Annotated in this window: 13 protein-coding genes; 1 reads left to right on the top strand and 12 read right to left on the bottom strand. The window is 72.5% G+C overall.

Annotated features, from left to right (window positions below; genetic code table 11):
- Positions 1-412: 412 nt before the first annotated feature.
- Genes ACFV18_RS31910 through ACFV18_RS31920 form a run of 3 tightly spaced genes read right to left on the bottom strand, consistent with a single transcriptional unit; the run spans position 413 to position 3,495 of the window.
- Complete coding sequence (locus ACFV18_RS31910; RefSeq protein WP_380488787.1) at positions 413-1,705, bottom strand: AI-2E family transporter; 1,293 nt, start codon at positions 1,703-1,705, stop codon at positions 413-415.
- A gap of 34 nt (positions 1,706-1,739) precedes the next feature.
- Complete coding sequence (locus ACFV18_RS31915; RefSeq protein WP_380488788.1) at positions 1,740-1,934, bottom strand: DUF3046 domain-containing protein; 195 nt, start codon at positions 1,932-1,934, stop codon at positions 1,740-1,742.
- 25 nt (positions 1,935-1,959) lie between these two features.
- Positions 1,960-3,495 carry a S8 family serine peptidase gene (locus tag ACFV18_RS31920; RefSeq protein WP_380488789.1) on the bottom strand — a complete coding sequence of 512 codons (1,536 nt, stop codon included), beginning with the start codon at positions 3,493-3,495 and terminating at the stop codon, positions 1,960-1,962.
- Positions 3,496-3,645: 150 nt separating this feature from the next.
- On the opposite strand from ACFV18_RS31920, the gene ACFV18_RS31925 reads away from it, so the two are divergent.
- Positions 3,646-8,277 carry an ATP-dependent helicase gene (locus tag ACFV18_RS31925; RefSeq protein ID WP_380488790.1) on the top strand — a complete coding sequence of 1,544 codons (4,632 nt, stop codon included), beginning with the start codon at positions 3,646-3,648 and terminating at the stop codon, positions 8,275-8,277.
- 79 nt (positions 8,278-8,356) lie between these two features.
- Here the strand turns inward: ACFV18_RS31925 and ACFV18_RS31930 are convergent, their stop codons facing one another.
- From ACFV18_RS31930 to ACFV18_RS31970, 9 genes are all read right to left on the bottom strand, one after another.
- A complete protein-coding gene (locus tag ACFV18_RS31930; protein ID WP_380488791.1) occupies positions 8,357-8,611 on the bottom strand; it encodes a hypothetical protein in 255 nt (84 codons plus the stop codon).
- A gap of 52 nt (positions 8,612-8,663) precedes the next feature.
- The gene (locus tag ACFV18_RS31935) at positions 8,664-9,032 is read right to left on the bottom strand and encodes a helix-turn-helix domain-containing protein (RefSeq protein ID WP_030457965.1); all 369 of its coding nucleotides are present in this window, start codon (positions 9,030-9,032) and stop codon (positions 8,664-8,666) included.
- Between the two features lie 311 nt (positions 9,033-9,343).
- On the bottom strand, positions 9,344-9,829 hold the full coding sequence (locus tag ACFV18_RS31940) for a CinA family protein (protein ID WP_380488792.1): 486 nt from the start codon (positions 9,827-9,829) through the stop codon (positions 9,344-9,346).
- Positions 9,822-10,454 (bottom strand): CDP-diacylglycerol--glycerol-3-phosphate 3-phosphatidyltransferase, encoded by a 633-nt coding sequence (pgsA, locus tag ACFV18_RS31945; RefSeq protein WP_380488793.1) that lies wholly within the window; start codon positions 10,452-10,454, stop codon positions 9,822-9,824. Before pgsA ends, ACFV18_RS31940 begins: the two co-directional genes overlap by 8 nt.
- Positions 10,451-11,905 carry a 30S ribosomal protein S12 methylthiotransferase RimO gene (rimO, locus tag ACFV18_RS31950; RefSeq protein ID WP_380488794.1) on the bottom strand — a complete coding sequence of 485 codons (1,455 nt, stop codon included), beginning with the start codon at positions 11,903-11,905 and terminating at the stop codon, positions 10,451-10,453. Before rimO ends, pgsA begins: the two co-directional genes overlap by 4 nt.
- A gap of 72 nt (positions 11,906-11,977) precedes the next feature.
- On the bottom strand, positions 11,978-12,874 hold the full coding sequence (locus tag ACFV18_RS31955) for a helix-turn-helix domain-containing protein (RefSeq protein ID WP_380488795.1): 897 nt from the start codon (positions 12,872-12,874) through the stop codon (positions 11,978-11,980).
- A 132-nt stretch (positions 12,875-13,006) separates the two neighbouring features.
- Positions 13,007-15,691, bottom strand: coding sequence for a DNA translocase FtsK (locus ACFV18_RS31960; protein WP_380488796.1), 2,685 nt, complete (start codon positions 15,689-15,691; stop codon positions 13,007-13,009).
- A 121-nt stretch (positions 15,692-15,812) separates the two neighbouring features.
- Positions 15,813-16,451 carry a two-component system response regulator gene (locus ACFV18_RS31965; protein WP_380488803.1) on the bottom strand — a complete coding sequence of 213 codons (639 nt, stop codon included), beginning with the start codon at positions 16,449-16,451 and terminating at the stop codon, positions 15,813-15,815.
- A gap of 201 nt (positions 16,452-16,652) precedes the next feature.
- On the bottom strand, positions 16,653-21,128 hold the full coding sequence (locus ACFV18_RS31970; protein WP_380488804.1) for a HAMP domain-containing protein: 4,476 nt from the start codon (positions 21,126-21,128) through the stop codon (positions 16,653-16,655).
- Positions 21,129-21,471 lie beyond the last annotated feature (343 nt).

A 21,471-nucleotide genomic window follows, 5' to 3' on the forward strand; every position in this document is an offset into this window, starting at 1 on the left:
GACCCGCCACGACCGGGCCGGCCCGGCGTCGTCCTGGTCGGACCGACCAAGACCACCCCGACTCGCCAAAAATCAACCTAAATCACCGGTATTGCGTCTAGTCGGTCAGCAGGCGCAGACCGGGGCCCGGCAGCTCGACGCGCTGCTTGTCGAAGAACCGCCACTTGGCGACGTGGAGACCCGTCCTCGCCTCCACCACGGCCACCCGGGCAGGTACCCGTCTGTATCAGTCACGGCCAGGCACCGACGATGAACGCCCGGAACTCGTCGTCCGGGCCGGTCTGCTGGTCCCCCATGAGCACCTCCTCACCCATCAAGAGCCCGGCGGCGGGGGAAACCGCTTACTCGCGCCGGAGGAACCACGGCGGGGCGGTGACGGGACCGGGTGAGGAGGTGCACGGGCGCGCGGCCGTCAGCCCTCGGAGCGCGGCGTCTCCTCCGGCTGCTCCGTGCCGGACACCATCTGCCGCAGTCGCCGCACGGCCTCCCGCCGCCGGCTGCGGCGCTCCTCGCCGCGGTCGATCCGCGGGTCGTCCTCGACCTCGTAGCGGCGCACGTAGGTCCCGACGAAGCCCTGCAGGGTGGCCGCGGCCGGGATGGCGATCAGCGCGCCGACCGCGCCGAGCAGCGCGGCGCCGGCGATCACCGCGCCGAAGGCGACGGCGGGGTGCACATCGACGGTCTTGGCGGTGATCCGCGGGTGCAGCAGGTAGTTCTCGATCTGCTGGTAGACGGTCACGAAGACGAGCACCCACAGCGCGTCCACGGGCCGTCCGGTGAACGCGACCAGGACGGGCAGCGCGCCCGCCAGGTAGGTGCCGATGGTGGGGACGAACTGAGACATGACGCCGACCCAGACGCTGAGCGCGGCGGCGTAGGGCAGTCCGAGGATCGTGAAGAACGCCCAGTGCCCGAGGGTGGAGACCAGCGCGAGCACCGCGCGGGAGTACAGGTAGCCGCCGGTCTTGGCGAGCGCGATCTCCCAGGCGCGCAGCACCTCGGCCTGCTTGGTGGGCGGCAGCATCGAGCAGACGGTGCGCCGGACCCGGGGGCCTTCGGCGGTGAAGTAGAAGGTGAAAAGGCCGACGGTGAAGGCCTGGAAGAGCCCGCCGACGACGGTGCCGGTGACGCCCCAGACGTTGTCGGCGGCCTGCTGGGCGTACTTCTCGATGGTGCCGGAGTCCTTGAGCACCTGGTGCTGGAGCTGGTCGAGCGACAGCTCGGTGTGGAAGGTGTGGTTGATCCAGTCGATCAGGTCGTGGAGCATCTGCGGCAGCTTCACGGCGACCTGGGTGACCTGGTCGACCATCAGGGTGCCGAGCGCGGTGAGGAAGCCCGCGACGGCGAGGCCGACGCCGATGAACACCAGGAAGGTGCCGAGGCCGCGGCGCACGCCGCGGGCGGCCATCCGGTCCACGGCGGGTTCCATCGCGAGCGACAGGAAGAACGCCACCAGCAGCATCACGAACAGGTTGATCAGCTGGTGGAACGCCCAGTCGGCGAGCTGGAAGAGGCCGACGCAGACCAGCGCGAGCAGCATCGCCCGGGGCAGCCAGCGCGGCATCGAGCGGCTGCTCCAGCCACCGGGGCGCGGCTGCGGGCCACCGGGGTCGGCGGCATCGCCGTCGGCCTGCCGGCCCGCTGAGGTGCTCGCGGGGAGGAGTTCGTCGGAAAGTCGGTCGGGGGTTTCTGCACTGCTGGACACCGGGCAAGTCTCACCCACCGGCCGGCGAATCGGGTCATCGCAGCTGCGACGACACTCCCTGGGTGACGCAGACCACTCGCCACACGTCCTTGGCCTCCCAGCCGGCGTCCAGGGCCTGGCGGACGGTGCGGCCGCCGAGTTCGGCCATCACGTGGTCCTGGGCGAAGGACTCCGCGTACGCCTCGCCGAAGTGCAGGTGCATCCGTCGCCAGAATTCGGTCAGCCTCATGCGCCCAGTATCGGGCACCGTCCGGTCAGTGCGGCAGGGCGAGGATGCCGGCGCCGTAGTAGTCGCGGTCCTCGCAGCCGACCGGCAGGGTCTGCACGCAGTTGCCCTCGGCGGCCCGGGCGAGTGCGGCGGCGATCCGGTCGGGGTCCCAGTCGGGGTGCTGGGCGGCGACCACGGCGACGGCGCCGGTGACGTGGGCGGCGGACATCGAGGTGCCGGCCAGGGCGGCGTACTTGCCGCCGGGCCAGTCGGAGATGACGGCGCCGTCGGTGCCGCTGTCGGGGTCACCGCCGGGTGCGGTGAGGGAGATCCGGCCGCGGCCGTAGTTGCTGTAGGAGGCGGGCAGGCCGTTGCGGTCGACGGCGCCGACGGTGACCACCCCGGGCAGTTCGCCCGGCAGCCGGATGCATTCGGTGCCGAGTTCGCGGTCCTGCGGGGCGCCGCCGGTGCGGTCGTTGGGGCTGCGGTGGTCGGGCCGGGTGGCGGTGAGGTCCTGGGCGTCGTTGCCGGCCGAGGCGACCACCACGGCGCCCTTGCGCTGGGCGTAGGCCACGGCGCGGCCCACGGCGGCGATCAGCGCTGCCTGGTCGGCGTTCTCGGGGCAGTTGTACTTCCACGGGTCGGCGAAGTAGCTGTCGTTGATGGCGCGGGCGCCGTGGTCGGCGGCCCAGAGCATGCCGCAGACGATGTTCTCCGCGTAGTACTGGCCGAGCGGGCCGAGCAGCCGGACGGCGGCGATCCGCACGCCGGGGGCGACGCCGGTGACGCCGTGGCCGTCGCGGGCGGCGCCGACGATCCCGGCGACGTGGGTGCCGTGGCCGCTCTCGTTGATGGCGGGGTCGGGCCGCCAGGCGCCGCTGCGGGAGTCGGGGCGGCCGTCGGCGCAGGACGCGGAGGCGGCGGGGTCAACGGCCTCGCGCAGGTCGGGGTGGGTGTCGTCGACGCCGGAATCGAGCACCGCGACGGTGACCTTGGCCAGTTGCTGGGCGGTGGGGACGGCGTCGGTGCGGTCGGTGGACCGGTCGGCCGGGCGGTCCAGCGGCGGGTGCAGCAGCGCGGCGTGACCGGCCGGACGTTCGACGGCGCCGATCATGGCGAGGTTCCAGTCGCTGTGCTCGCCGGGGTCGGGGACGGTGGCGGTGCTGTCCTCGTGGGCCGCGACCGCGTCGGCTGTGGCGGCGCCGGGGCCGAAGGCGGCGCCGGCCAGCGGCCGGGGCGGGGAGGGTACGGGCACGGTGCGGGTGGCGCCGACCGCGGCTGTCCCGGGTCGGGCGCGCAGCTTCTCGGCGAACCGGCCGTCGGCGTAGGCGAGCACGGCGCCGATCTGCGGGTAGCTCTGGACGACCTGCCCGCCGGCCGCCCGGACCTGGTCGGCGGCGTGGTCGGCGCCCTGGGCGTCGGCGCGCTCGTCCAGCACCAGGTAGCTGAGGTAGCTGCCGTCGGTGCCGGTGACGTAGGGGACGGCTCCGCCGAGCAGCAGTCCGGAGAGCAGGGTCGCGCCGAGCATGCGGGCGCTGCGGCGCCGGGGGGTGGTGTCGGGGGCCTGGCTCACCTGCTCCATCGCACGCTCCGCTCGTCGGCCGGGCCGGACGCCCGAGGGGTCGGGTGTCCGGTTCCTCACGATATGAGCGATTAATACGATTTGCTGAGCGGGTTGCGGCAGACGGTGACCGCCCCGTGACCTGTCAGCACGTCGGGGCACCATGGGTGCATGGCCACCTCCGCCCCTGCCCCGTCCGGCACCCCGAACCCGCTGGACGGCTTCGCGCCGGCCACCCGCTCCTGGTTCACCGGTGCGTTCGCCGCCCCCACCGAGGCCCAGTCCCGGGCCTGGTCGGCGATCCGGCTGGAGACGGACGTCCTGGTGGTCGCCCCGACCGGCTCCGGCAAGACCCTGGCGGCCTTCCTGTCCGCCCTGGACCGGCTGTCCTCCACCCCGCCCCCGGCCGACCCCAAGCGCCGCTGCCGGGTGCTCTACATCTCCCCGCTGAAGGCCCTCGCGGTGGACGTCGAACGCAACCTGCGCGCCCCGCTGGCGGGCCTGCGGCAGGCCAGCGTCCGGCTCGGCCTGCCCGAGCCCGAGGTGCAGGTCGGCATCCGCTCCGGCGACACCCCCGCCGCCGACCGCCGCAAGTTCGCCACCCACCCGCCGGACATCCTGATCACCACCCCCGAGTCGCTGTTCCTGCTGCTCACCTCCGCCTCCCGGGAGGCGCTGCGCGGCATCGACACGGTGATCCTGGACGAGGTGCACGCGGTGGCCGGCACCAAGCGCGGCGCGCACCTGGCGCTCAGCCTGGAGCGGCTGGACGAACTGCTGGACCGCCCGGCCCGCCGGATCGGCCTGTCCGCCACCGTCCGCCCGGTCGAGGAGGTCGCCCGCTACCTCAGCCCGCAGCGCGGCGCCGCGATCGTCCAGCCCGGCAGCGACAAGCGCTTCGACCTGTCCGTGGTGGTGCCCGTCCCCGACCTCGCCGACCTGCCCGCCACGCCCGCCGAGGAGAGCGACCCGCAGCGACAGTCCTCGATCTGGCCGCACGTCGAGGAGCGGATCGTCGACCTGGTGCAGGCGCACCGCTCGACCATCGTGTTCGCCAACTCCCGCCGCCTCGCCGAACGCCTGTGCAACCGGCTGAACGAGATCGCCTACGAGCGGGCCACCGGCGGCCCGCTGCCCGAGTCGCACGCCCCCGCCGAGCTGATGGGCGGCTCCGGCGCGGCCGCCGGTGCCCCGCCGCTGCTGGCCCGGGCGCACCACGGCTCGGTGTCCAAGGAGCAGCGCGCCCTGGTCGAGGAGGAGCTGAAGGCCGGCCGGCTGCCCGCCGTGGTCGCCACCTCCAGCCTGGAACTGGGCATCGACATGGGCGCCGTCGACCTGGTGGTGCAGGTCGAGTCACCGCCCTCGGTGGCCTCCGGCCTGCAGCGGGTCGGCCGCGCCGGGCACCAGGTCGGCGCGGTCTCCACCGGCGTGGTCTTCCCCAAGTACCGGGGCGACCTGGTGCAGTCCGCCGTGGTCACCGAGCGGATGCGCTCCGGCGGCATCGAGGCCCTGCGCGTTCCCCGCAACCCGCTGGACGTGCTCGCCCAGCAACTGGTCGCGATGACCGCCCTGGACACCTGGGAGGTGGACGAGCTGCTCGCGCTCTGCCGCCGTGCCGCCCCGTTCGCCACCCTCCCGCAGTCCGCGTTCGACGGCGTCCTCGACATGCTGGCCGGCCGCTACCCGTCCGACGCCTTCGCCGAGCTGCGCCCCCGCCTGGTCTGGGACCGGGTCGCCGGCACCGTCACCGGCCGCCCGGGCGCCCAGCGCCTCGCCGTCACCTCCGGCGGCACCATCCCCGACCGCGGCCTGTTCGGCGTCTTCATCGCCGGTGCCGACCCGAAGAAGGGCGGCGGAAGGGTCGGCGAGCTGGACGAGGAGATGGTGTACGAGTCCCGCGTCGGCGACGTGTTCACCCTCGGCACCACCTCCTGGCGGATCGAGGACATCACCCACGACAAGGTGCTGGTCACCCCCGCCCCCGGCATCCCCGGCCGGCTCCCCTTCTGGAAGGGCGACTCGCTCGGCCGCCCCCTCGAACTCGGCCGCGCCGTGGGCGCGTTCGTCCGCGAGGTCGGCGCGATGGAGCCCGCCGCCGCCACCGCCCGCCTGCGCGAAGCCGGCCTGGACGACTGGGCGTCCGCGAACGTGCTGTCCTACCTCGCCGAACAGCGCGAGGCCTGCGGCCACCTGCCCGACGACCGCACCATCGTGGTCGAACGCTTCCGCGACGAACTCGGCGACTGGCGGATCATCGTCCACTCCCCCTTCGGCGCCCAGGTGCACGCCCCGTGGGCGCTGGCCATCGGCGCCCGGCTGCGCGAGAAGCACGGCCTGGACCCGCAGGTGATGCACGCCGACGACGGCATCGTGCTGCGCCTGCCCGACGCCGACCTGCTGGCCGACTTCCCGTCAGCCACCACCTCATATGGCAGTACGGCGCCACCCGCCGACGAGGCCCCGGTCGGCGCCGACGCCGCCGTCTTCGACTCCGGCGACATCGAACAGCTCGTCACCGACCAGGTCGGCGGCTCCGCCCTGTTCGCCGCCCGCTTCCGCGAATGCGCCGGCCGCGCCCTGCTGCTGCCCCGCCGCAACCCCGGCAAGCGCACCCCGCTCTGGCAGCAACGCCAGCGCGCCTCCCAACTCCTCGAAGTGGCCGCCGAGTACGGCTCCTTCCCGATCGTGCTGGAAGCCGTCCGCGAGTGCCTGCAGGACGTCTTCGACGTCCCCGGCCTGGTCGAGCTGATGCGCGACCTGGAGTCCCGCGCCGTCCGCCTGGTCGAGGTCACCACCCCCGAACCGTCACCGTTCGCCCGCTCCCTGCTGTTCGGCTACGTCGCCCAGTTCCTGTACGAGGGCGACTCCCCGATCGCCGAACGCCGCGCCGCCGCCCTCTCGCTCGACTCCCGGCTGCTGTCCGAACTGCTCGGCCAGGCCGAACTGCGCGAACTGCTCGACCCGAAGGTGCTCGCCGAGCTGGAGGCCGAACTCCAGCGCCGCACCCCGGAGCGCCGGATCAAGGACGCCGAGGGCGTCGCCGACGCCCTGCGCCTGCTCGGCCCGCTCGGCGAGGCCGAACTCACCGAACGCGGCGCCGAACCGCTGTGGGCACTGGAACTCGAAGCCGCCCGCCGGGTCATCCAGGTCCGGATCGGCGGCGAACTGCGCTGGTCCGCCATCGAGGACGCCGGCCGCCTCCGCGACGCCCTCGGCACCCCGCTGCCGGTCGGCGTCCCCGAGGCCTTCACCGAGCCCGTCAAGGACCCCCTCGGCGACCTGCTGGCCCGCTACGCCCGCACCCACGGCCCGTTCACCGCCCACGACGCCGCCGAACGCTTCGGCCTCGGCACCGCCGTCGTCACCGGCACCCTGCACCGCCTCACCGCCGCCGGCCGCCTGGTCCAGGGCGAGTTCCGGCCCGAGGCCACCGGCACCACACCCGAGTGGTGCGACGCCGACGTCCTGCGCCGTCTGCGCCGCCGCTCGCTCGCCGCCCTGCGCCAGGAGGTCGAGGCCGTCCCGCCGAAGGCCCTGGCCGCGTTCCTCCCGCAGTGGCAGCACCTCGCCGGGCACAGACTGCGCGGAGCCGACGGCCTCTACCGCGTCGTCGAACAGCTCCAGGGCACCGCCCTGCCCGCCTCCGCCCTGGAAAAACTCGTCCTGCCCGCCCGCCTCACCGACTACTCCCCCGGCCTGCTGGACGAACTGATGGCCGCTGGCGAGATCGGCTGGTCCGGCGCGGGCGCCCTCCCGGGCAAGGACGGCTGGATCAGCCTGCACCTGCCGGAGAACGCCCACCTGCTGCGCCCCGAACCCCTGCCGCTCACCCCCGGCCCGGTCCACACGGCGCTGCTCGAAGCACTCACCGGCGGCTACGGCGCGTTCTTCCGCCAGCTCGCCGAACGCGTCCCCGACACCCCGGACGCCGAGATCGTCGACGCCCTCTGGGATCTGGTCTGGGCCGGCTACGTCACCAACGACACCCTGGCCCCGCTGCGCAACCTCCTCGGCTCCGGCCGCACCGCCGGCGCGACCGCCCACCGGGCCCCACGCTCCACCCCGCGCGGCCGCTACGGCGGCGCGGGCCGCGGCCTGGCCCGCACCGGCTCCCGCACCGGCCCGCCCACGGCCGCCGGCCGCTGGTCACTGCTGCCGTCCTTCGGCGGCGACCCGACAGTACGGGCCGCCGCCCAGGCCCAAGCCCTGCTGGACCGCCACGGCATCCTCACCCGCGGCACCGTCGCCGCCGAACGCATCCCCGGCGGCTTCGCCGGCGTCTACCGCGTCCTGGCCGCCTTCGAGGAACGCGGCAAGGCCCGCCGCGGCTACTTCGTGGAAGGCCTCGGCGGCGCCCAGTTCGCCATGGAGGGCGCGGCAGACCGGCTGCGCTCCGTCAACTCCCGCCTGGAGCGCACGAACGGCGACTGGTCCACGCACACGCCCGCGGAGGCCCCGCAGGCGATCGCGCTGGCCGCCGCCGACCCCGCCAACGCGTTCGGCGCGGCGCTGCCCTGGCCGGAACCCCCCGCGGACACCACAGGCGCGCACCGCCCGGCCCGCAAGGCCGGCTCGCTGGTCGCGCTGGTGGACGGCGAGCTGGTCCTCTACCTCGAACGCGGCGGCAAGTCCCTGCTCACCTGGTCCACCGACGGCCCCGCGCTGACCGCCGCTCTCGCCGCCCTGTCCAAGCCCCTCACCATCGAACGCATCAACGGCCACCCCGCCCTCACCAGCCCTCTGGGCCCCCACCTGGAAACGGCCGGATTCCACCCCACCCCGAAGGGCTACCGGATCAGATAGCAGCGGGAGCACCACCAGGGGCGCGGGGAACTGCGCGACAAGCCATGCACCGGTCCGCAAGGTCGCGAACACGTGCAAGTCATTCTCCCGCGTCGCGATCTTGCGGTGAGGTGCCTTCCGCTTCGCGCAGTTCCCCGCGCCCCTGGTTGTGCGCTCCCTGGCTTCGCACCGTCTTCGCGTGCACCGGAATGAGCCCCATCCCCCACCACCCGGCCGCGAGCATGCCGAGGGCGGCACCACCGGAAATCGCGGTGCCGCCCTTGAGCAGCAGTATCAGACCCAGGCCCACCAGTGCCGTCGCACCCAGCAACAGCGCACTGCGCAACGTGCGCATCGCGGCCCTCCTTCACCCGGCGCTCCGCGGGAACGGAACGGTCGAGGTCCGGTCAGGCCGCCACCACGTCCATCGCCGCCTTGGGCGAGATGGATCCGGACCGGTCGACGCCGGGGGCCGGCAGCGGAACCGGTTCGAGCACCGGCCTCAGCAGATCACCCTCGGAGAGGGTGGCCATCGCCGCAAGTTCGGCGAGCGACAGTTCGTCGCTGACCTCGCGCATGACCTCCGACATCCGCACGTCGAGCGCGTCGCAGATGGCGGAGAGCAACTCGGAGGATGCCTCCTTCTGACCCCGCTCGACCTCGGAGAGGTACCCGAGCGAAACCCTGGCGGCTGCCGACACCTCGCGGAGTGTGCGGCCCTGGCGCTGGCGCTGCCGACGCAGCACATCGCCCAGCAGGCGACGGAGCAGAATCATCGGTGCCTCCCTCCTCGGACTGCGGATCGAGATGTCACGACCCCACCGTACCGCCTTGTCCGTGTCCCGTGCGGGGACCGGGGTCGTGTTCACTCTGGGCTGCAAGGCGTCCCCTCCCCTGTTCTTCCCCTTGCGGGCCGTCGAACCACCCATGACGGGCAGATGTCCGGCTCCGGACACCCGGTCGAATCCTGATCGACGCGGGGGCGGTCCGACCGGGTTCGGCCCGGCCGGAGCATCCGGTGTAACACGTTCCTCCATCGGCTGCGGCGGGTTCGCGGGTTTCCACCCGGCCCGGCCGTCGGTGATGCTCAGCCGTCGGCGTCCGGCCCGGCCAGCCGGCGCAGCAGCAGGTCGAGCGCGGCGTTCACCGACTGGTGCCGGATTGTGTCACGCCCACCGGACAACCGGAGCGGCAGTGCTTCTGTTCCCCGCACTCCGGCGAGGCCGACGTACACGGTGCCGACGGGCTGCCCGTCCTGCGGGTCGGGCCCGGCGACGCCGGTGGTGGCCAGCGCCCAGTCGGCGCCGAGCAGTTGCCGCGCCCCCTCGGCCATCTGCCGGGCCACCACGGGGTGGACCGGTCCGTGCACGTCCAGCAGGCCCTCGTCGACGCCGAGCACGGAGGCCTTGAGGTCGGTGGCGTAGGCGGTGACCGAGCCCCGGAACACCGCGGAGGCGCCGGGGACGTCCACCAGGGTGGCGGCCAGCAGGCCGCCGGTGAGCGACTCGGCGACGGCCAGGGTGGCACCGTCGGCCTTGAGCGCCGCCAGCAGGCGGGCGGCGAGCTCACTCACCGCGGCGCTCCCGGGCGATGCCCTCGCGGCGCAGCCGGACCGCCTGGACCACGTAGTCGAGGCCGGTGCCGACGGTGAGGACGACGGCGATCGCCATCATCACGGCGCGGCCGGTGGCCAGCGGGCCGGTGAGCACCAGGACGTACATGCCGACCGCGATGCCCTGGGTGAGCGTCTTCAGCTTCCCGCCGCGGCTGGCCGGGATGACCGCGTAGCGGATCACCCAGAACCGCATCAGGGTGATGCCGAGTTCGCGGGCCAGGATCACCGCGGTGACCCACCAGGGCAGGTCGCCGAGGATCGACAGGCCGATCAGGCCGGCGCCCATGATCGCCTTGTCGGCGATCGGGTCGGCGATCCGGCCGAAGTCGGTGATCAGGCCCTTGCTGCGGGCCAGCGCGCCGTCGAACACGTCGGTGATCATGGCGACGGCGAATGCCGCCCAGGCGAACGCCCGCCACTTGGGGTCGTGCCCGCCGTCGGCGAACAGCAGCGCCACGAAGACCGGAACCAGCAGCAGCCGGAACATCGTCAGCACGTTGGCGATGTTCCACAGGCCGGGCTCCGGCGGGACGGCGGCCGGGGTCGGCCGGGTCTCGGCCGGGGCCCCCGGCCCCTTGGTCATACGTCGGCTCCGAGCAGCGTGATCGCCTCGGCGACCAGGTCGACGCCCTCGGTGCCGACCACGGTGGCCCGGTAGAACTGGCCGATCTCGGCGTCGTCGGCGCCGAGCAGGGTGGTCAGGCCGTCGGTCTCGGGGGCCTGGTGGGCGGCGCGGCCTTCAACGACACCGTCCTCGATCGACTCGACCAGCACGGTGACCTCGCTGCCGACGCGCTGTTCGGCGCGCTGCGCGGTGAGTTCCTCGGCGAGCTTGGAGAGCCGGGTGACGCGGTCGTCCACCACGTCCTGGTCGAGCTTGCCGTCGTAGCCGGCGGCCTCGGTGCCGTCCTCGTCGGAGTAGCCGAAGACGCCGATGGCGTCCAGGCCGGCGTGCGTGATGAACCGTTCCAGCTCCGCGAAGTCCTCCTCGGTCTCGCCGGGGAAGCCGACGATGAAGTTGGAGCGGGCGCCGGCCTCGGGGGCCTTGGCGCGGATCGACTCCAGCAGGCCGAGGAACTGCTCGGTGGAGCCGAAGCGGCGCATCCGGCGCAGCACGGCGGGCGCGGAGTGCTGGAAGGACAGGTCGAAGTAGGGCATGACCTTCGTCGTCGCGGTCATCACGTCGATCAGGCCGGGGCGCATCTCGGCGGGCTGCAGGTAGCTGACCCGGACCCGCTCGATGCCCTCGACGGCGGCGATCTCGCCGAGCAGGGTCTCCAGCAGCCGGATGTCGCCGAGGTCCTTGCCGTAGGAGGTGTTGTTCTCGGAGACCAGCACCACCTCGCGCACGCCCTGCCCGGCCAGCCAGACGGCCTCGTTCAGCACGTCGCTGGGGCGGCGGGAGATGAAGGAGCCGCGGAAGGCGGGGATGGCGCAGAACGAACAGCGGCGGTCGCAGCCGGAGGCCAGCTTGATCGAGGCGACCGGGGCGTCGTCCAGGCGCTTGCGCAGGGTGCGCGGGCCGGAGGCGGGGGCGAGGCCCTCGGGGAGGTCCTCGGGGGTGCCGTGGCCGGGCAGCGCGACCTCGGCGGCGGCGGCCTGGCGTTCGACGGGGGTGAGCGGGAGCAGCTTGCGGCGGTCGCGGGGCGTGTGGGCCTCGACGTGGCCGCCGGAGAGGATGGTGTTCAGGCGGGTGGAGATGTCGGCGTAGTCGTCGAAGCCGAGGACGCCGTCGGCCTCGGGGAGGGCGTCGGCGAGTTCCTTGCCGTAGCGCTCGGCCATGCAGCCGACCGCGACCACGGCCTGGGTACGGCCGTGGCCCTTGAGGTCGTTGGCCTCCAGCAGGGCGTCGACGGAGTCCTTCTTGGCGGCCTCGACGAACCCGCAGGTGTTGACGACGGCGACATCGGCTTCGCTGGCGTCGTCGACCAGCCGCCAGCCGTCGGCCTCCAGTCGCCCGGCGAGTTCCTCGGAGTCGACCTCGTTGCGGGCGCATCCGAGCGTGACCAGGGCGACAGTGCGGGGTTCAGGCATGACGCCAAGATTAACGCGCGCCCCACGGTGGAGTTCCCCCCGGAGGGCGCGCGGTTTGTTCGAACGGCCGGATCAGCCTGCCTGCGGGTCGCCCGGGGTGTAGGTGAGGTGCACCACCTGGCCGTCCTGACCGGCCGGACCGAGGTCCTTGCCGTTGACGAACAGGTGCACGGCCCCGGCGTTGCCGATCACCAGAGTGATCCTCTTCGGGTCGGTGAAGGTCTGGTCCTGGCCGGCTTCCAGGTTGTTGGAGAACAGCGACTTGCCGCTGCCGTCCTTGGCGGTGACCCAGCTCTTGTCCTGCCCGGCGACCAGCTTGACGGTGACCTTGTCGGCGGGGGCGGCGGCAACCGCGCCGGTGCCCTTCTCGGGGGCCGGCGGCTGCGCGGAGGCCTCCGTGGTGGCCGGGGCGGAGACGCCGGAGGGCAGCGGGGCGCTGGCCGCTCCGGGGCCGTCGGAGGAGGACGAGGAGCCGACCAGGTTGTAGCCGATCAGCACGACCACCGCGACGATCGCGAGCACCATGGCGGCCGTCCAGTTCGGGCGGCGGTGGTCGGTGACCTTGATCGGCCCGGTCTCGAACAACCGGCTCGCGGGCCCTGCGGCGGCCCCGCCGTACTCGGCGTCGTAGCGGGCGACCAGCGCCTCGCCGTCCAGGCCGACCTCGCGGGCCAGCAGCCGCAGGTGGCCGCGGGCGTAGAAGGCGCCGCCGCAGCGGTCGAAGTCGTCGGACTCGACCGCGTGCACGATCGGCACCCGGATCCGGGTGCGGGTGCTGACCTGGTCGACCGTCAGGCCGGCGTCGATCCGGGCCCTGGCGAGCAGCCGCCCGATGCTCGGCCCGTCGGCGGCGTGACTCGGCTCCGCAGGGCGCTCCGGGTTGACGGAGGCGAGCGCGGAGGAGCCGAGGGCGGAGCGGCGGGGGAACTTGCCGATGGTCACTGGGCACGCCTTTCGAGCGGAGGCCATCTGCTGAGGAACCAGTCTAGGGGTGCTGACGTAACGTTTCTCAACCGGAGGGGGCCCGAACGTGCCACAGTCCCGCCACTGAAGTTGACGGGTGGTCACCTCGTTCTCCGGCCACCGGAAACCACCCGCCGCTCACCCGCGCAGCGTCACCAGGACACCGTCCAGTTCGTCCGGTTTGACCAGCACGTCGCGGGCCTTGGAGCCCTCGCTGGGGCCGACGATGCCGCGCGACTCCATCAGGTCCATCAGCCGGCCGGCCTTGGCGAAGCCGACCCGCAGTTTGCGCTGGAGCATCGAGGTGGAGCCGAACTGGGTGGTGACGACGAGTTCGACGGCCTGGACCAGCAGGTCGAGGTCGTCGCCGATCTCCTCGTCGATCTCCTTCTTGGGGCCGGTGCCGACCACCACGTCGTCCCGGTAGCGGGCGGCCAGCTGGTCCTTGCAGTGCTGGACGATCCTGGCGATCTCCGCCTCGGTGACGAACGCGCCCTGCATCCGGACCGGCTTGGAGGCGCCCATCGGCAGGAACAGCGCGTCGCCCTTGCCGATCAGTTTCTCCGCGCCGGGCTGGTCGAGGATGACCCGGGAGTCGGCCATCGCCGAGGTGGCGAAGGCCAGCCGGGACGGCACGTTGGCCTTGATCAGACCGGTGACCACGTCCACCGAGGGGCGCTGGGTGGCCAGCACCAGGTGGATGCCGGCGGCGCGGGCGAGCTGGGTGATCCGGACCACCGAGTCCTCGACGTCGCGCGGGGCGACCATCATCAGGTCGGCCAGCTCGTCGACGATCACCAGCAGGTACGGGTAGGGCGTCAGCTCCCGTTCGCTGCCCAGCGGCGGCTGCACGGTGCCGGCCCGGACCGCGGCGTTGAAGTCGTCGACGTGCCGGAAGCCGTAGGCCGCCAGGTCGTCGTAGCGCATGTCCATCTCGCGCACCACCCACTGGAGGGCCTCGGCGGCCTTCTTCGGGTTGGTGATGATCGGCGTGATCAGGTGCGGGATGCCCTCGTAGGCGGTCAGCTCGACCCGCTTGGGGTCGACCAGCACCATCTTGACCTGGTCGGGGGTGGCGCGCACCAGCACCGAGGTGATCAGGCAGTTGATGCAGGACGACTTGCCCGCGCCGGTGGCGCCGGCCACCAGCACGTGCGGCATCTTCGCCAGGTTGGCCATCACGGTGTGGCCCTCGACGTCCTTGCCCATGCCGACCACCATCGGGTGGGTGTCCTCGGCGGCGGTGCGCGAGCGCAGCAGGTCGCCGAGGGTGACCATCTCGCGGTCCCGGTTGGGGATCTCCACACCGACCGCGGACTTGCCGGGGATCGGCGAGATGATCCGCACGTCGGGGGTGGCCACCGCGTAGGCGATGTTCTTCGCCAGCGCGGTGATCCGCTCGACCTTCACGGCGGGGCCGAGCTCGACCTCGTAGCGGGTGACCGTCGGGCCGCGGCTGAAGCCTGTGACCTTGGCGTCCACCTTGAACTCGGCGAACACTCCGGTGAGCTGGTTGACGATGTCGTCGTTGACCTGCGAGCGGGCCTTGGCGGGGGCGCCGCGCTCCAGCAGGTCCATCGACGGCAGGGCGTAGGCGGCGTCGCCGGACAGCTGGAGCTGTTCCATCCGGGCCGGGGCCTCGTCGTGGCCGTCGGGGGCCCGGACGGACGGCACCTCGGGGGTCCAGGGCTCCTCCGGAGGGACGGTGTTGTCCTTGACCTGGCCGACCATGCTGCCCAACGCGGGCGAGCCCGGCACGCCGTACAGCAGGGCGCCGTCCAGGTCGGCGGCGACGCCGGCGGCCAGGTCCCGGGTCTGGTACGGGTCCTTCTCGAAGGAGAGCGGCCCGGACGCGGGCGTCTCCTCGGACGTCTCGGCCGGTTTGCGGCGGCGGCGCTTGGGGCGGGCGGCGGCCTCCTCGTCCTCGATGGTGATCGGAAGCGCGTCCGGGTCGGCGTCCTCCGGCGGGGCGGTGGAGTACTCGCGCTCCCCGCTGCCCGGTTCGCCGTCGGCGTCCTCGTACTCGCCGGGCAGCGGCTCGGCCACGCCGAGCCGCACGCCCAGCAGGCGAAGGCGCTGCGGGATGCGGTTGATCGGGGTGGCGGTGACCACCAGCAGGCCGAAGAGGGCGAGGAGCAGCAGCAGCGGGACGGCCAGCGGCGGGCCGGCGGCGGCCATCATCGGGGTGGACCCGGCCCAGCCGATCAGGCCGCCGGCCTGCCGGATCCGGGTGGCGCCGCTGCCCATCGCGGGCGCGCCGCAGCCGATGTGCACCAGGCCGAGCACGGCGATCACCAGCGCGGTCAGGCCGATCACGATCCGGCCGTTGGCCTCGGGCACCTCGGGGTGGCGCATCAGGCGTACCGTGACGGCGCCCAGCAGGAACGGCACCAGCACGTCGAGCCGGCCGAACAGGCCGGAGACCACGGCGGTGGCGGCCTCGCCGAACCAGCCCTGCGGGCTGAACCAGGTGCCGGCCGCGGTCACCAGGGCGAGCGCCAGCAGCAGCAGCGCCACGCCGTCCTTGCGGTGCTCGGGGTGCAGGTTGCGGGCGCCGTGCCCGTAGCTGCGGAACACCGCGCCGATCGCGTGCGCCAGGCCCAGCCAGATCCGGCGGAGGGCCCGGAAGAGTATCGGCTTGGGCGCGGGAGCGGCCGGGGCCGGGGCGGCCGCCTTCTTGGCCGGGGCCTTCTTCGCCGGGGCCTTCTTGGCGGCGGGTTTGGCCGCGGGCTTGGCGGCGGCGGCCTTCTTGGTCGGTGTCTTCTTGGCCGGCCCGGGCTTGCTGGTGCGTGCGGCGGCGCTTCCGGGCGTTCGTGTGGCCATGGAGGGCAGCCTACCGGCGCATCCGGGCCCCGGACATGCGCGGGCGCACTTCGGCGGGTTGCGCCGCCGACGCGCCGTCAGCGACCCGTGAACCACCCGAACGAGTGACGCTGATGGCCGTTCAGTTCGCGCCGGGGCGCAGCGCGTCCAGGGCCCGGCGCAGGCCGGCCAGTTTGCGCTCCAGGTGGGCGGCGGTCGCGGCGGCGCCGGCGCTGTCGGCGGTGGCGTCGAGCTGCTTGGTGAGCGCCTCGGCCTGTTCCTCGACGGCGGCCAGCCGGGCCGACAGCTCGCCGAGCAGCGCCCCGCCGATGGCCGGTTCCTCGTCCGTCTCCAGTTGCAGGCGCAGCAGCGCGGCCTGCTCCTTGAGCTGGGTGTTCTTCACGTAGAGGTCGACGAAGACGGAGACCTTGGCGCGCAGCACCCACGGGTCGAAGGGCTTCGAGATGTAGTCGACCGCGCCGGCCGCGTAGCCGCGGAAGGTGTGGTGCGGACCGTGGTTGATCGCGGTCAGGAAGATGATCGGAATGTCCCTGGTCCGCTCGCGGCGCTTGATGTGCGCGGCGGTCTCGAAGCCGTCCATGCCGGGCATCTGGACGTCCAGCAGGATGACCGCGAAATCGTCGGTGAGGAGCGCCTTGAGCGCCTCCTCGCCCGAGGAGGCGCGCACGAGCGTCTGGTCGAGCGCGGAGAGGATCGCCTCCAGGGCGAGCAGGTTCTCCGGACGGTCGTCGACCAGGAGGATCTTCGCCTTCTGCACCAGGACCCGCCCTCCTGCCGGTTGTTTCCCCAGAGCGGGCACCTTCGTGCCGCCCATCACTGCCCCGGTCATGCTAGCCGTACCCCCTTGCCTGCCACAGGCCCGGTGCCGGCCGTCACCGTCCGGTCACTGTTGGCAACGACGGGTGACCTTACCGGGTTCCCGGCCGGGGCCGCCAGCGTGGGCGGCCCCGTCGGGCGGCGGTTACCTGACGGGCAGGTGTTGGCGCATCACCGCCAGCAGGTGGTCGGTCTCCACCGGCTTGGTGATGTGGTCGGTGGCGCCGGCCTGGAGGCTCTTCTCCCGGTCGCCCTTCATCGCCTTGGCGGTCAGCGCGATGATCGGCAGCCCGGAGAACCGGGGCATCCGGCGGATCTGCTCGGTGGTCGCGTAGCCGTCCAGCTCCGGCATCATGATGTCCATCAGCACCAGGGCGACGTCCTCGTGCCCTTCGAGCATCTCGATGCCCTCGCGGCCGTTCTCGGCGTACAGCACGGTCAGGCCGTACTGCTCCAGCACGCTGGTGAGGGCGAACACGTTGCGGATGTCGTCGTCGACGATCAGCACCCGCTCGCCGTCGAAGCGGACCGGGGTGCCGGCGTTGGTGCGCACCGGGTCGCCCTGGCGCGGGATGCTCTCCTCGGCCGGGCGCGGGGCCTCCTCGGAGCGGGCGGTGCGGCGGCGCTCCAGGGTGGAGCGGCGGCGTTCCTCGACCAGGCCGCGGGCCTCCTGGGTCCACTGCTCGGCGGGCGTACGGGAGGGCTCCAGGGCGCGCGGCACGGCGCCGCGCTCCAGGGCGACCGGCTCGGGGCCCTCGCTGCGCAGCGGCAGGTAGAGGGTGAAGGTGGAGCCGCCGCCGAGTTCGCTGGCCACGTGGATCTCGCCGCCCAGCAGCCGGGCGATCTCCCGGCTGATGGACAGGCCCAGGCCGGTGCCGCCGTACTTGCGGCTGGTGCCGCCGTCGGCCTGCTTGAACGCCTCGAAGATCTCCCGCAGCTTGTTGCCGGGGATGCCGATGCCGGTGTCGGAGACCGAGAAGGCGATCAGCTGCTCGTCGGGGTCGGCGATGGTGCCGGTCTCCAGCAGTTGCTCGCGCACGTGCTGGGGGGTGTCCGGGCCGGCCACCGGGCGGATCATCAGCTCGACCGCGCCGGCGTCGGTGAACTTCACCGCGTTGGACAGCAGGTTGCGCAGCACCTGCTGGAGGCGCTGCTCGTCGGTGTGCAGGGTGACCGGCAGGTCCGGGGAGACCCGGACCGCGAAGTCCAGGTTCTTCTCGGCGGTGAGCGGCCGGAACGCGGCCTCCACGTAGTCGACCAACTGGACCAGGGCGATCCGGGCCGGGCGGACGTCCATCTTGCCGGCCTCGACCTTGGACAGGTCGAGGATGTCGTTGATCAGCTGGAGCAGGTCGCTACCCGCGCCGTGGATGGTCTCGGCGAACTCGACCTGCTTGGCGGACAGGTTGCCCTCGTTGTTGTCGGAGAGCAGCTTGGCCAGGATCAGCAGCGAGTTGAGCGGGGTGCGCAGCTCGTGCGACATGTTGGCGAGGAACTCGCTCTTGTAGCGGGAGGCCAGCGCGAGCTGTTCGGCGCGCTCCTCGAGGATCTGCCGGGCCTCCTCGATCTCGCTGTTCTTGATCTCGATGTCGCGGTTCTGCTGGGCGAGTTGCTCGGCCTTCTCCTGCAACTCCTCGTTGGTGCGCTCCAGTTCCTCCTGGCGGGCCTCCAGCTCGGCCGAGCGCATCGACAACTCGGCGGTCAGCCGCTGGGATTCCAGCAGCAGGCCCTCGGTCTTGGTGTTGACCGAGATGGTGTTGACGGTGACGCCGATCTGGTCGGCGATCTGGATCAGGAAGTCCAGTGCGACGGTGGTGAAGCTGGAGAAGGTGGCGAGTTCGATCACGCCGAGCAGCCGGTCCTCGAACAGCACCGGCATCACCACCACGTGCGCCGGGGAGGACTCGCCGAGGCCGGAGGAGATCTTCAGGTACCCGGGCGGGGTCTCCTTCAGCACGATCGGCCGCTTCTCCACCGCGGCCTGCCCGATCAGGCCCTCGCCGAGCCGGAAGGTGGTGGGCATGGTGCGCCGGTGGTAGCCGTAGGAGCCGATCAGGCGCAGCACGATGTCGTTCTCGTCGTCGTCCTCGGTGACGAGTTCGGCGGTGCGGCCGGCGGGTTGGGCGAGGAAGAACGCGCCGTGCTGGGCGGAGACCACCGGGGTGAGTTCGCTCATGATCAGCGAGGCGACGGCGGACAGGTCGCGGCGGCCCTGGAGCAGGCCGGACATCCGGGCCAGGTTGGACTTCAGCCAGTCCTGTTCCTTGTTGGTCCGGGTGGTCTCGCGCAGGTTGGCGATCATCTGGTTGATGTTGTCCTTGAGCTCGTCGAGCTCGCCGGACGCGTCCACGTTGATCCGCAGCGACAGGTCGCCCCTGGTGACGGCGGTGGCGACCTGGGCGATCGCGCGCACCTGCCGGGTCAGGTTGTTGGCGAGTTCGTTCACCGATTCGGTGAGGTCCTGCCAGGTGCCGGCCACGCCGGGGACGCGGGCCTGGCCGCCGAGCCGGCCGTCGGTGCCGACCTCGCGGGCGACCCGGGTGACCTCGTCGGCGAACGCGGACAGCTGGTCGACCATGGTGTTGATGCTGGTCTTGAGCTCCAGGATCTCGCCGCGGGCGTCCACGTCGATCTTCTGCGAGAGGTCGCCGCGGGCCACCGCGGTGATGACGAGCGCGATGTTGCGGACCTGGCCGGTGAGGTTGTTGGCCATCAGGTTGACGTTCTCGGTCAGGTCCTTCCAGATGCCGGCCACGCCCGGCACCCCGGCCTGGCCGCCCAGGATGCCGTCGGTGCCCACCTCGCGGGCCACCCGGGTCACCTCGAAGGCGAACGCCGAGAGCTGGTCGACCATGGTGTTCAGGGTGTCGGCGAGCGCCGCGACCTCGCCGGCCGCATCGACGGCGATCTTCTTGGACAGGTCGCCGCGGGCCACCGCGGACGCCACCTCGGCGATGTTGCGCACCTGGGAGGTGAGGTTGGACGCCATCAGGTTGACGTTGTCGGTCAGGTCGCGCCAGATGCCGGAGACGCCGGAGACCCGGGCCTGGCCGCCCAGGATGCCGTCGGTACCGACCTCACGGGCCACCCGGGTCACCTCGTCGGCGAACGCGGACAGCTGCTCCACCATGGTGTTCACGGTGGTGACGAGTTCGCGGATCTCACCCTTGGCATCGACGGTGATCTTCTTGGAGACGTCACCGCGGGCCACCGCTGTGGTCACCTCGGCGATCGAACGCACCTGGCTGGTCAGGTTGTTGGCCATCAGGTTGACCGAGTTGGTGAGGTCCTTCCAGGTGCCGGACACCCCGGGCACGCTGGCCTGGCCGCCGAGGATGCCCTCGGTGCCGACGTCCCGGGCGACCCGGGTGACCTCGTCGGCGAAGGCCGAGAGCTGGTCGACCATGGTGTTGATGGTGTTCTTCAGCTCCAGGATCTCGCCGCGCGCATCGACCTGGATCTTCTGCGACAGGTCGCCCTTGGCGACCGCGGTGGTCACCTGGGCGATGTTGCGCACCTGCGAAGTCAGGTTGTTGGCCATCGAGTTGACGTTCTCGGTCAGGTCCTTCCAGACCCCGGCCACGCCCGGCACCTGCGCCTGACCGCCGAGGATGCCCTCGGTACCGACCGCGCGCGCCACCCGGGTCACCTGCTCGGCGAAGCCGGACAGCTGATCGACCATGGTGTTGATGGTGTTCTTCAGCTCCAGGATCTCGCCCCGGGCGTCCACCTCGATCTTGCGCGACAGGTCGCCCTTGGCGACCGCGGTGGTCACCTCGGCGATGTTGCGGACCTGCGCGGTCAGGTTGGCGGCCATGAAGTTCACCGAGTCGGTCAGGTCGCGCCACACACCGGCCACGCCCGACACCTGCGCCTGACCGCCCAGCCGGCCCTCGGTGCCCACGTCGCGGGCCACCGTGGTGACCTGCGCGGCAAAGGAGTTGAGCTGGTCCACCATGGTGTTGACGGTGTTCTTCAGCTCCAGCATCTCACCGTCCACGTCGACGGTGACCTTGCGCGACAGGTCGCCCCGGGCCACCGCGGTGGTCACCTCGGCGATGTTGCGCACCTGCGCGGTCAGCCGGCCGGCCATGGTGTTGACCGAGTCGGCCAGGTCCTTCCAGGAACCGGAGACGCTGCGCACCCGGGCCTGGCCGCCGAGCTTGCCCTCGGTGCCGACCTCGATCGCCACCCGGGTCACCTGCTCGGTGAACTCGCTCAGCTGGTCGACCAGTCCGTTCACGGTGCGGCCGACCTTCAGGAACTCGCCGCGCAGCGGGTAGCTGGCGCCGGTGGTGTGCACCGAGCGCAGCTCCATGGTCTGCGTCAGGTCGCCCTCGGCGATCGAGGACAGCACCCGGCCGACCTCGGCCATCGGCCGGGCCAGGTCGTCGATCAGCGCGTTGCAGTTGTCGACGGCCGCCATCCAGGCGCCCTCGCCGACGCCGGTCTCCAGCCGCTCGGACAGCCGGCCCTCGCGGCCCACCGCCCGCCGCACCCGGGCCAGTTCACCCGTCAGGTGCTGGTTGCGCTCGGCGACCTCGTTGAACACCGCGGCGATCTCCGCCAGCAGGCCGTCGCCCGGGAAGGTCAGCCGGCGGCGGAAGTTGCCGTCGCGCATCGCGGTCAGCGCGGCCAGCAGCTTGCGCAGCTCCGCGGGCTCCGCGCCCCGCCCGGGGCCCTGGCGCCGGCCGCCGGCCCGGGCGGGCGGCGCCGACCGCGTGCCGCGCGCAGCGGCCGTCGTGCTTCCGGACACGTCCTTGGTCGCCGAACTCAACGGGGCCCTCCCAGGTCCTCACTGTCACCGCGGCGGAAGGGCCGGAGAACGGCCCGTCGATTCCCCGCCGTCCCCTCGACCGTACGGCGGTGGTGACGGCACACGGACCCCCCAGTGTGACAGCACTGGCACCCGGTGTCGGACCGGTTGCCGAGGGTTTTCCCGGGCGATCAGGGGAACGACCGGA

The organism is Kitasatospora sp. NPDC059673 (genome assembly GCF_042734215.1).
Taxonomy (GTDB): domain Bacteria; phylum Actinomycetota; class Actinomycetes; order Streptomycetales; family Streptomycetaceae; genus Kitasatospora.

What these genes read in the sequence shown, in the direction of transcription:
- ACFV18_RS31915 (WP_380488788.1), bottom strand. Translation starts at nt 1,934, where the DNA reads ATGAGGCTGACCGAATTCTGGCGACGGATGCACCTGCACTTCGGCGAG.
- ACFV18_RS31920 (WP_380488789.1), bottom strand. Translation starts at nt 3,495, where the DNA reads ATGGAGCAGGTGAGCCAGGCCCCCGACACCACCCCCCGGCGCCGCAGC.
- ACFV18_RS31925 (WP_380488790.1), top strand. Translation starts at nt 3,646, where the DNA reads ATGGCCACCTCCGCCCCTGCCCCGTCCGGCACCCCGAACCCGCTGGAC.
- ACFV18_RS31930 (WP_380488791.1), bottom strand. Translation starts at nt 8,611, where the DNA reads ATGCGCACGTTGCGCAGTGCGCTGTTGCTGGGTGCGACGGCACTGGTG.
- ACFV18_RS31935 (WP_030457965.1), bottom strand. Translation starts at nt 9,032, where the DNA reads ATGATTCTGCTCCGTCGCCTGCTGGGCGATGTGCTGCGTCGGCAGCGC.
- pgsA (WP_380488793.1), bottom strand. Translation starts at nt 10,454, where the DNA reads ATGACCAAGGGGCCGGGGGCCCCGGCCGAGACCCGGCCGACCCCGGCC.
- rimO (WP_380488794.1), bottom strand. Translation starts at nt 11,905, where the DNA reads ATGCCTGAACCCCGCACTGTCGCCCTGGTCACGCTCGGATGCGCCCGC.
- ACFV18_RS31955 (WP_380488795.1), bottom strand. Translation starts at nt 12,874, where the DNA reads ATGGCCTCCGCTCGAAAGGCGTGCCCAGTGACCATCGGCAAGTTCCCC.
- ACFV18_RS31960 (WP_380488796.1), bottom strand. Translation starts at nt 15,691, where the DNA reads ATGGCCACACGAACGCCCGGAAGCGCCGCCGCACGCACCAGCAAGCCC.
- ACFV18_RS31970 (WP_380488804.1), bottom strand. Translation starts at nt 21,128, where the DNA reads ATGCGCGACGGCAACTTCCGCCGCCGGCTGACCTTCCCGGGCGACGGC.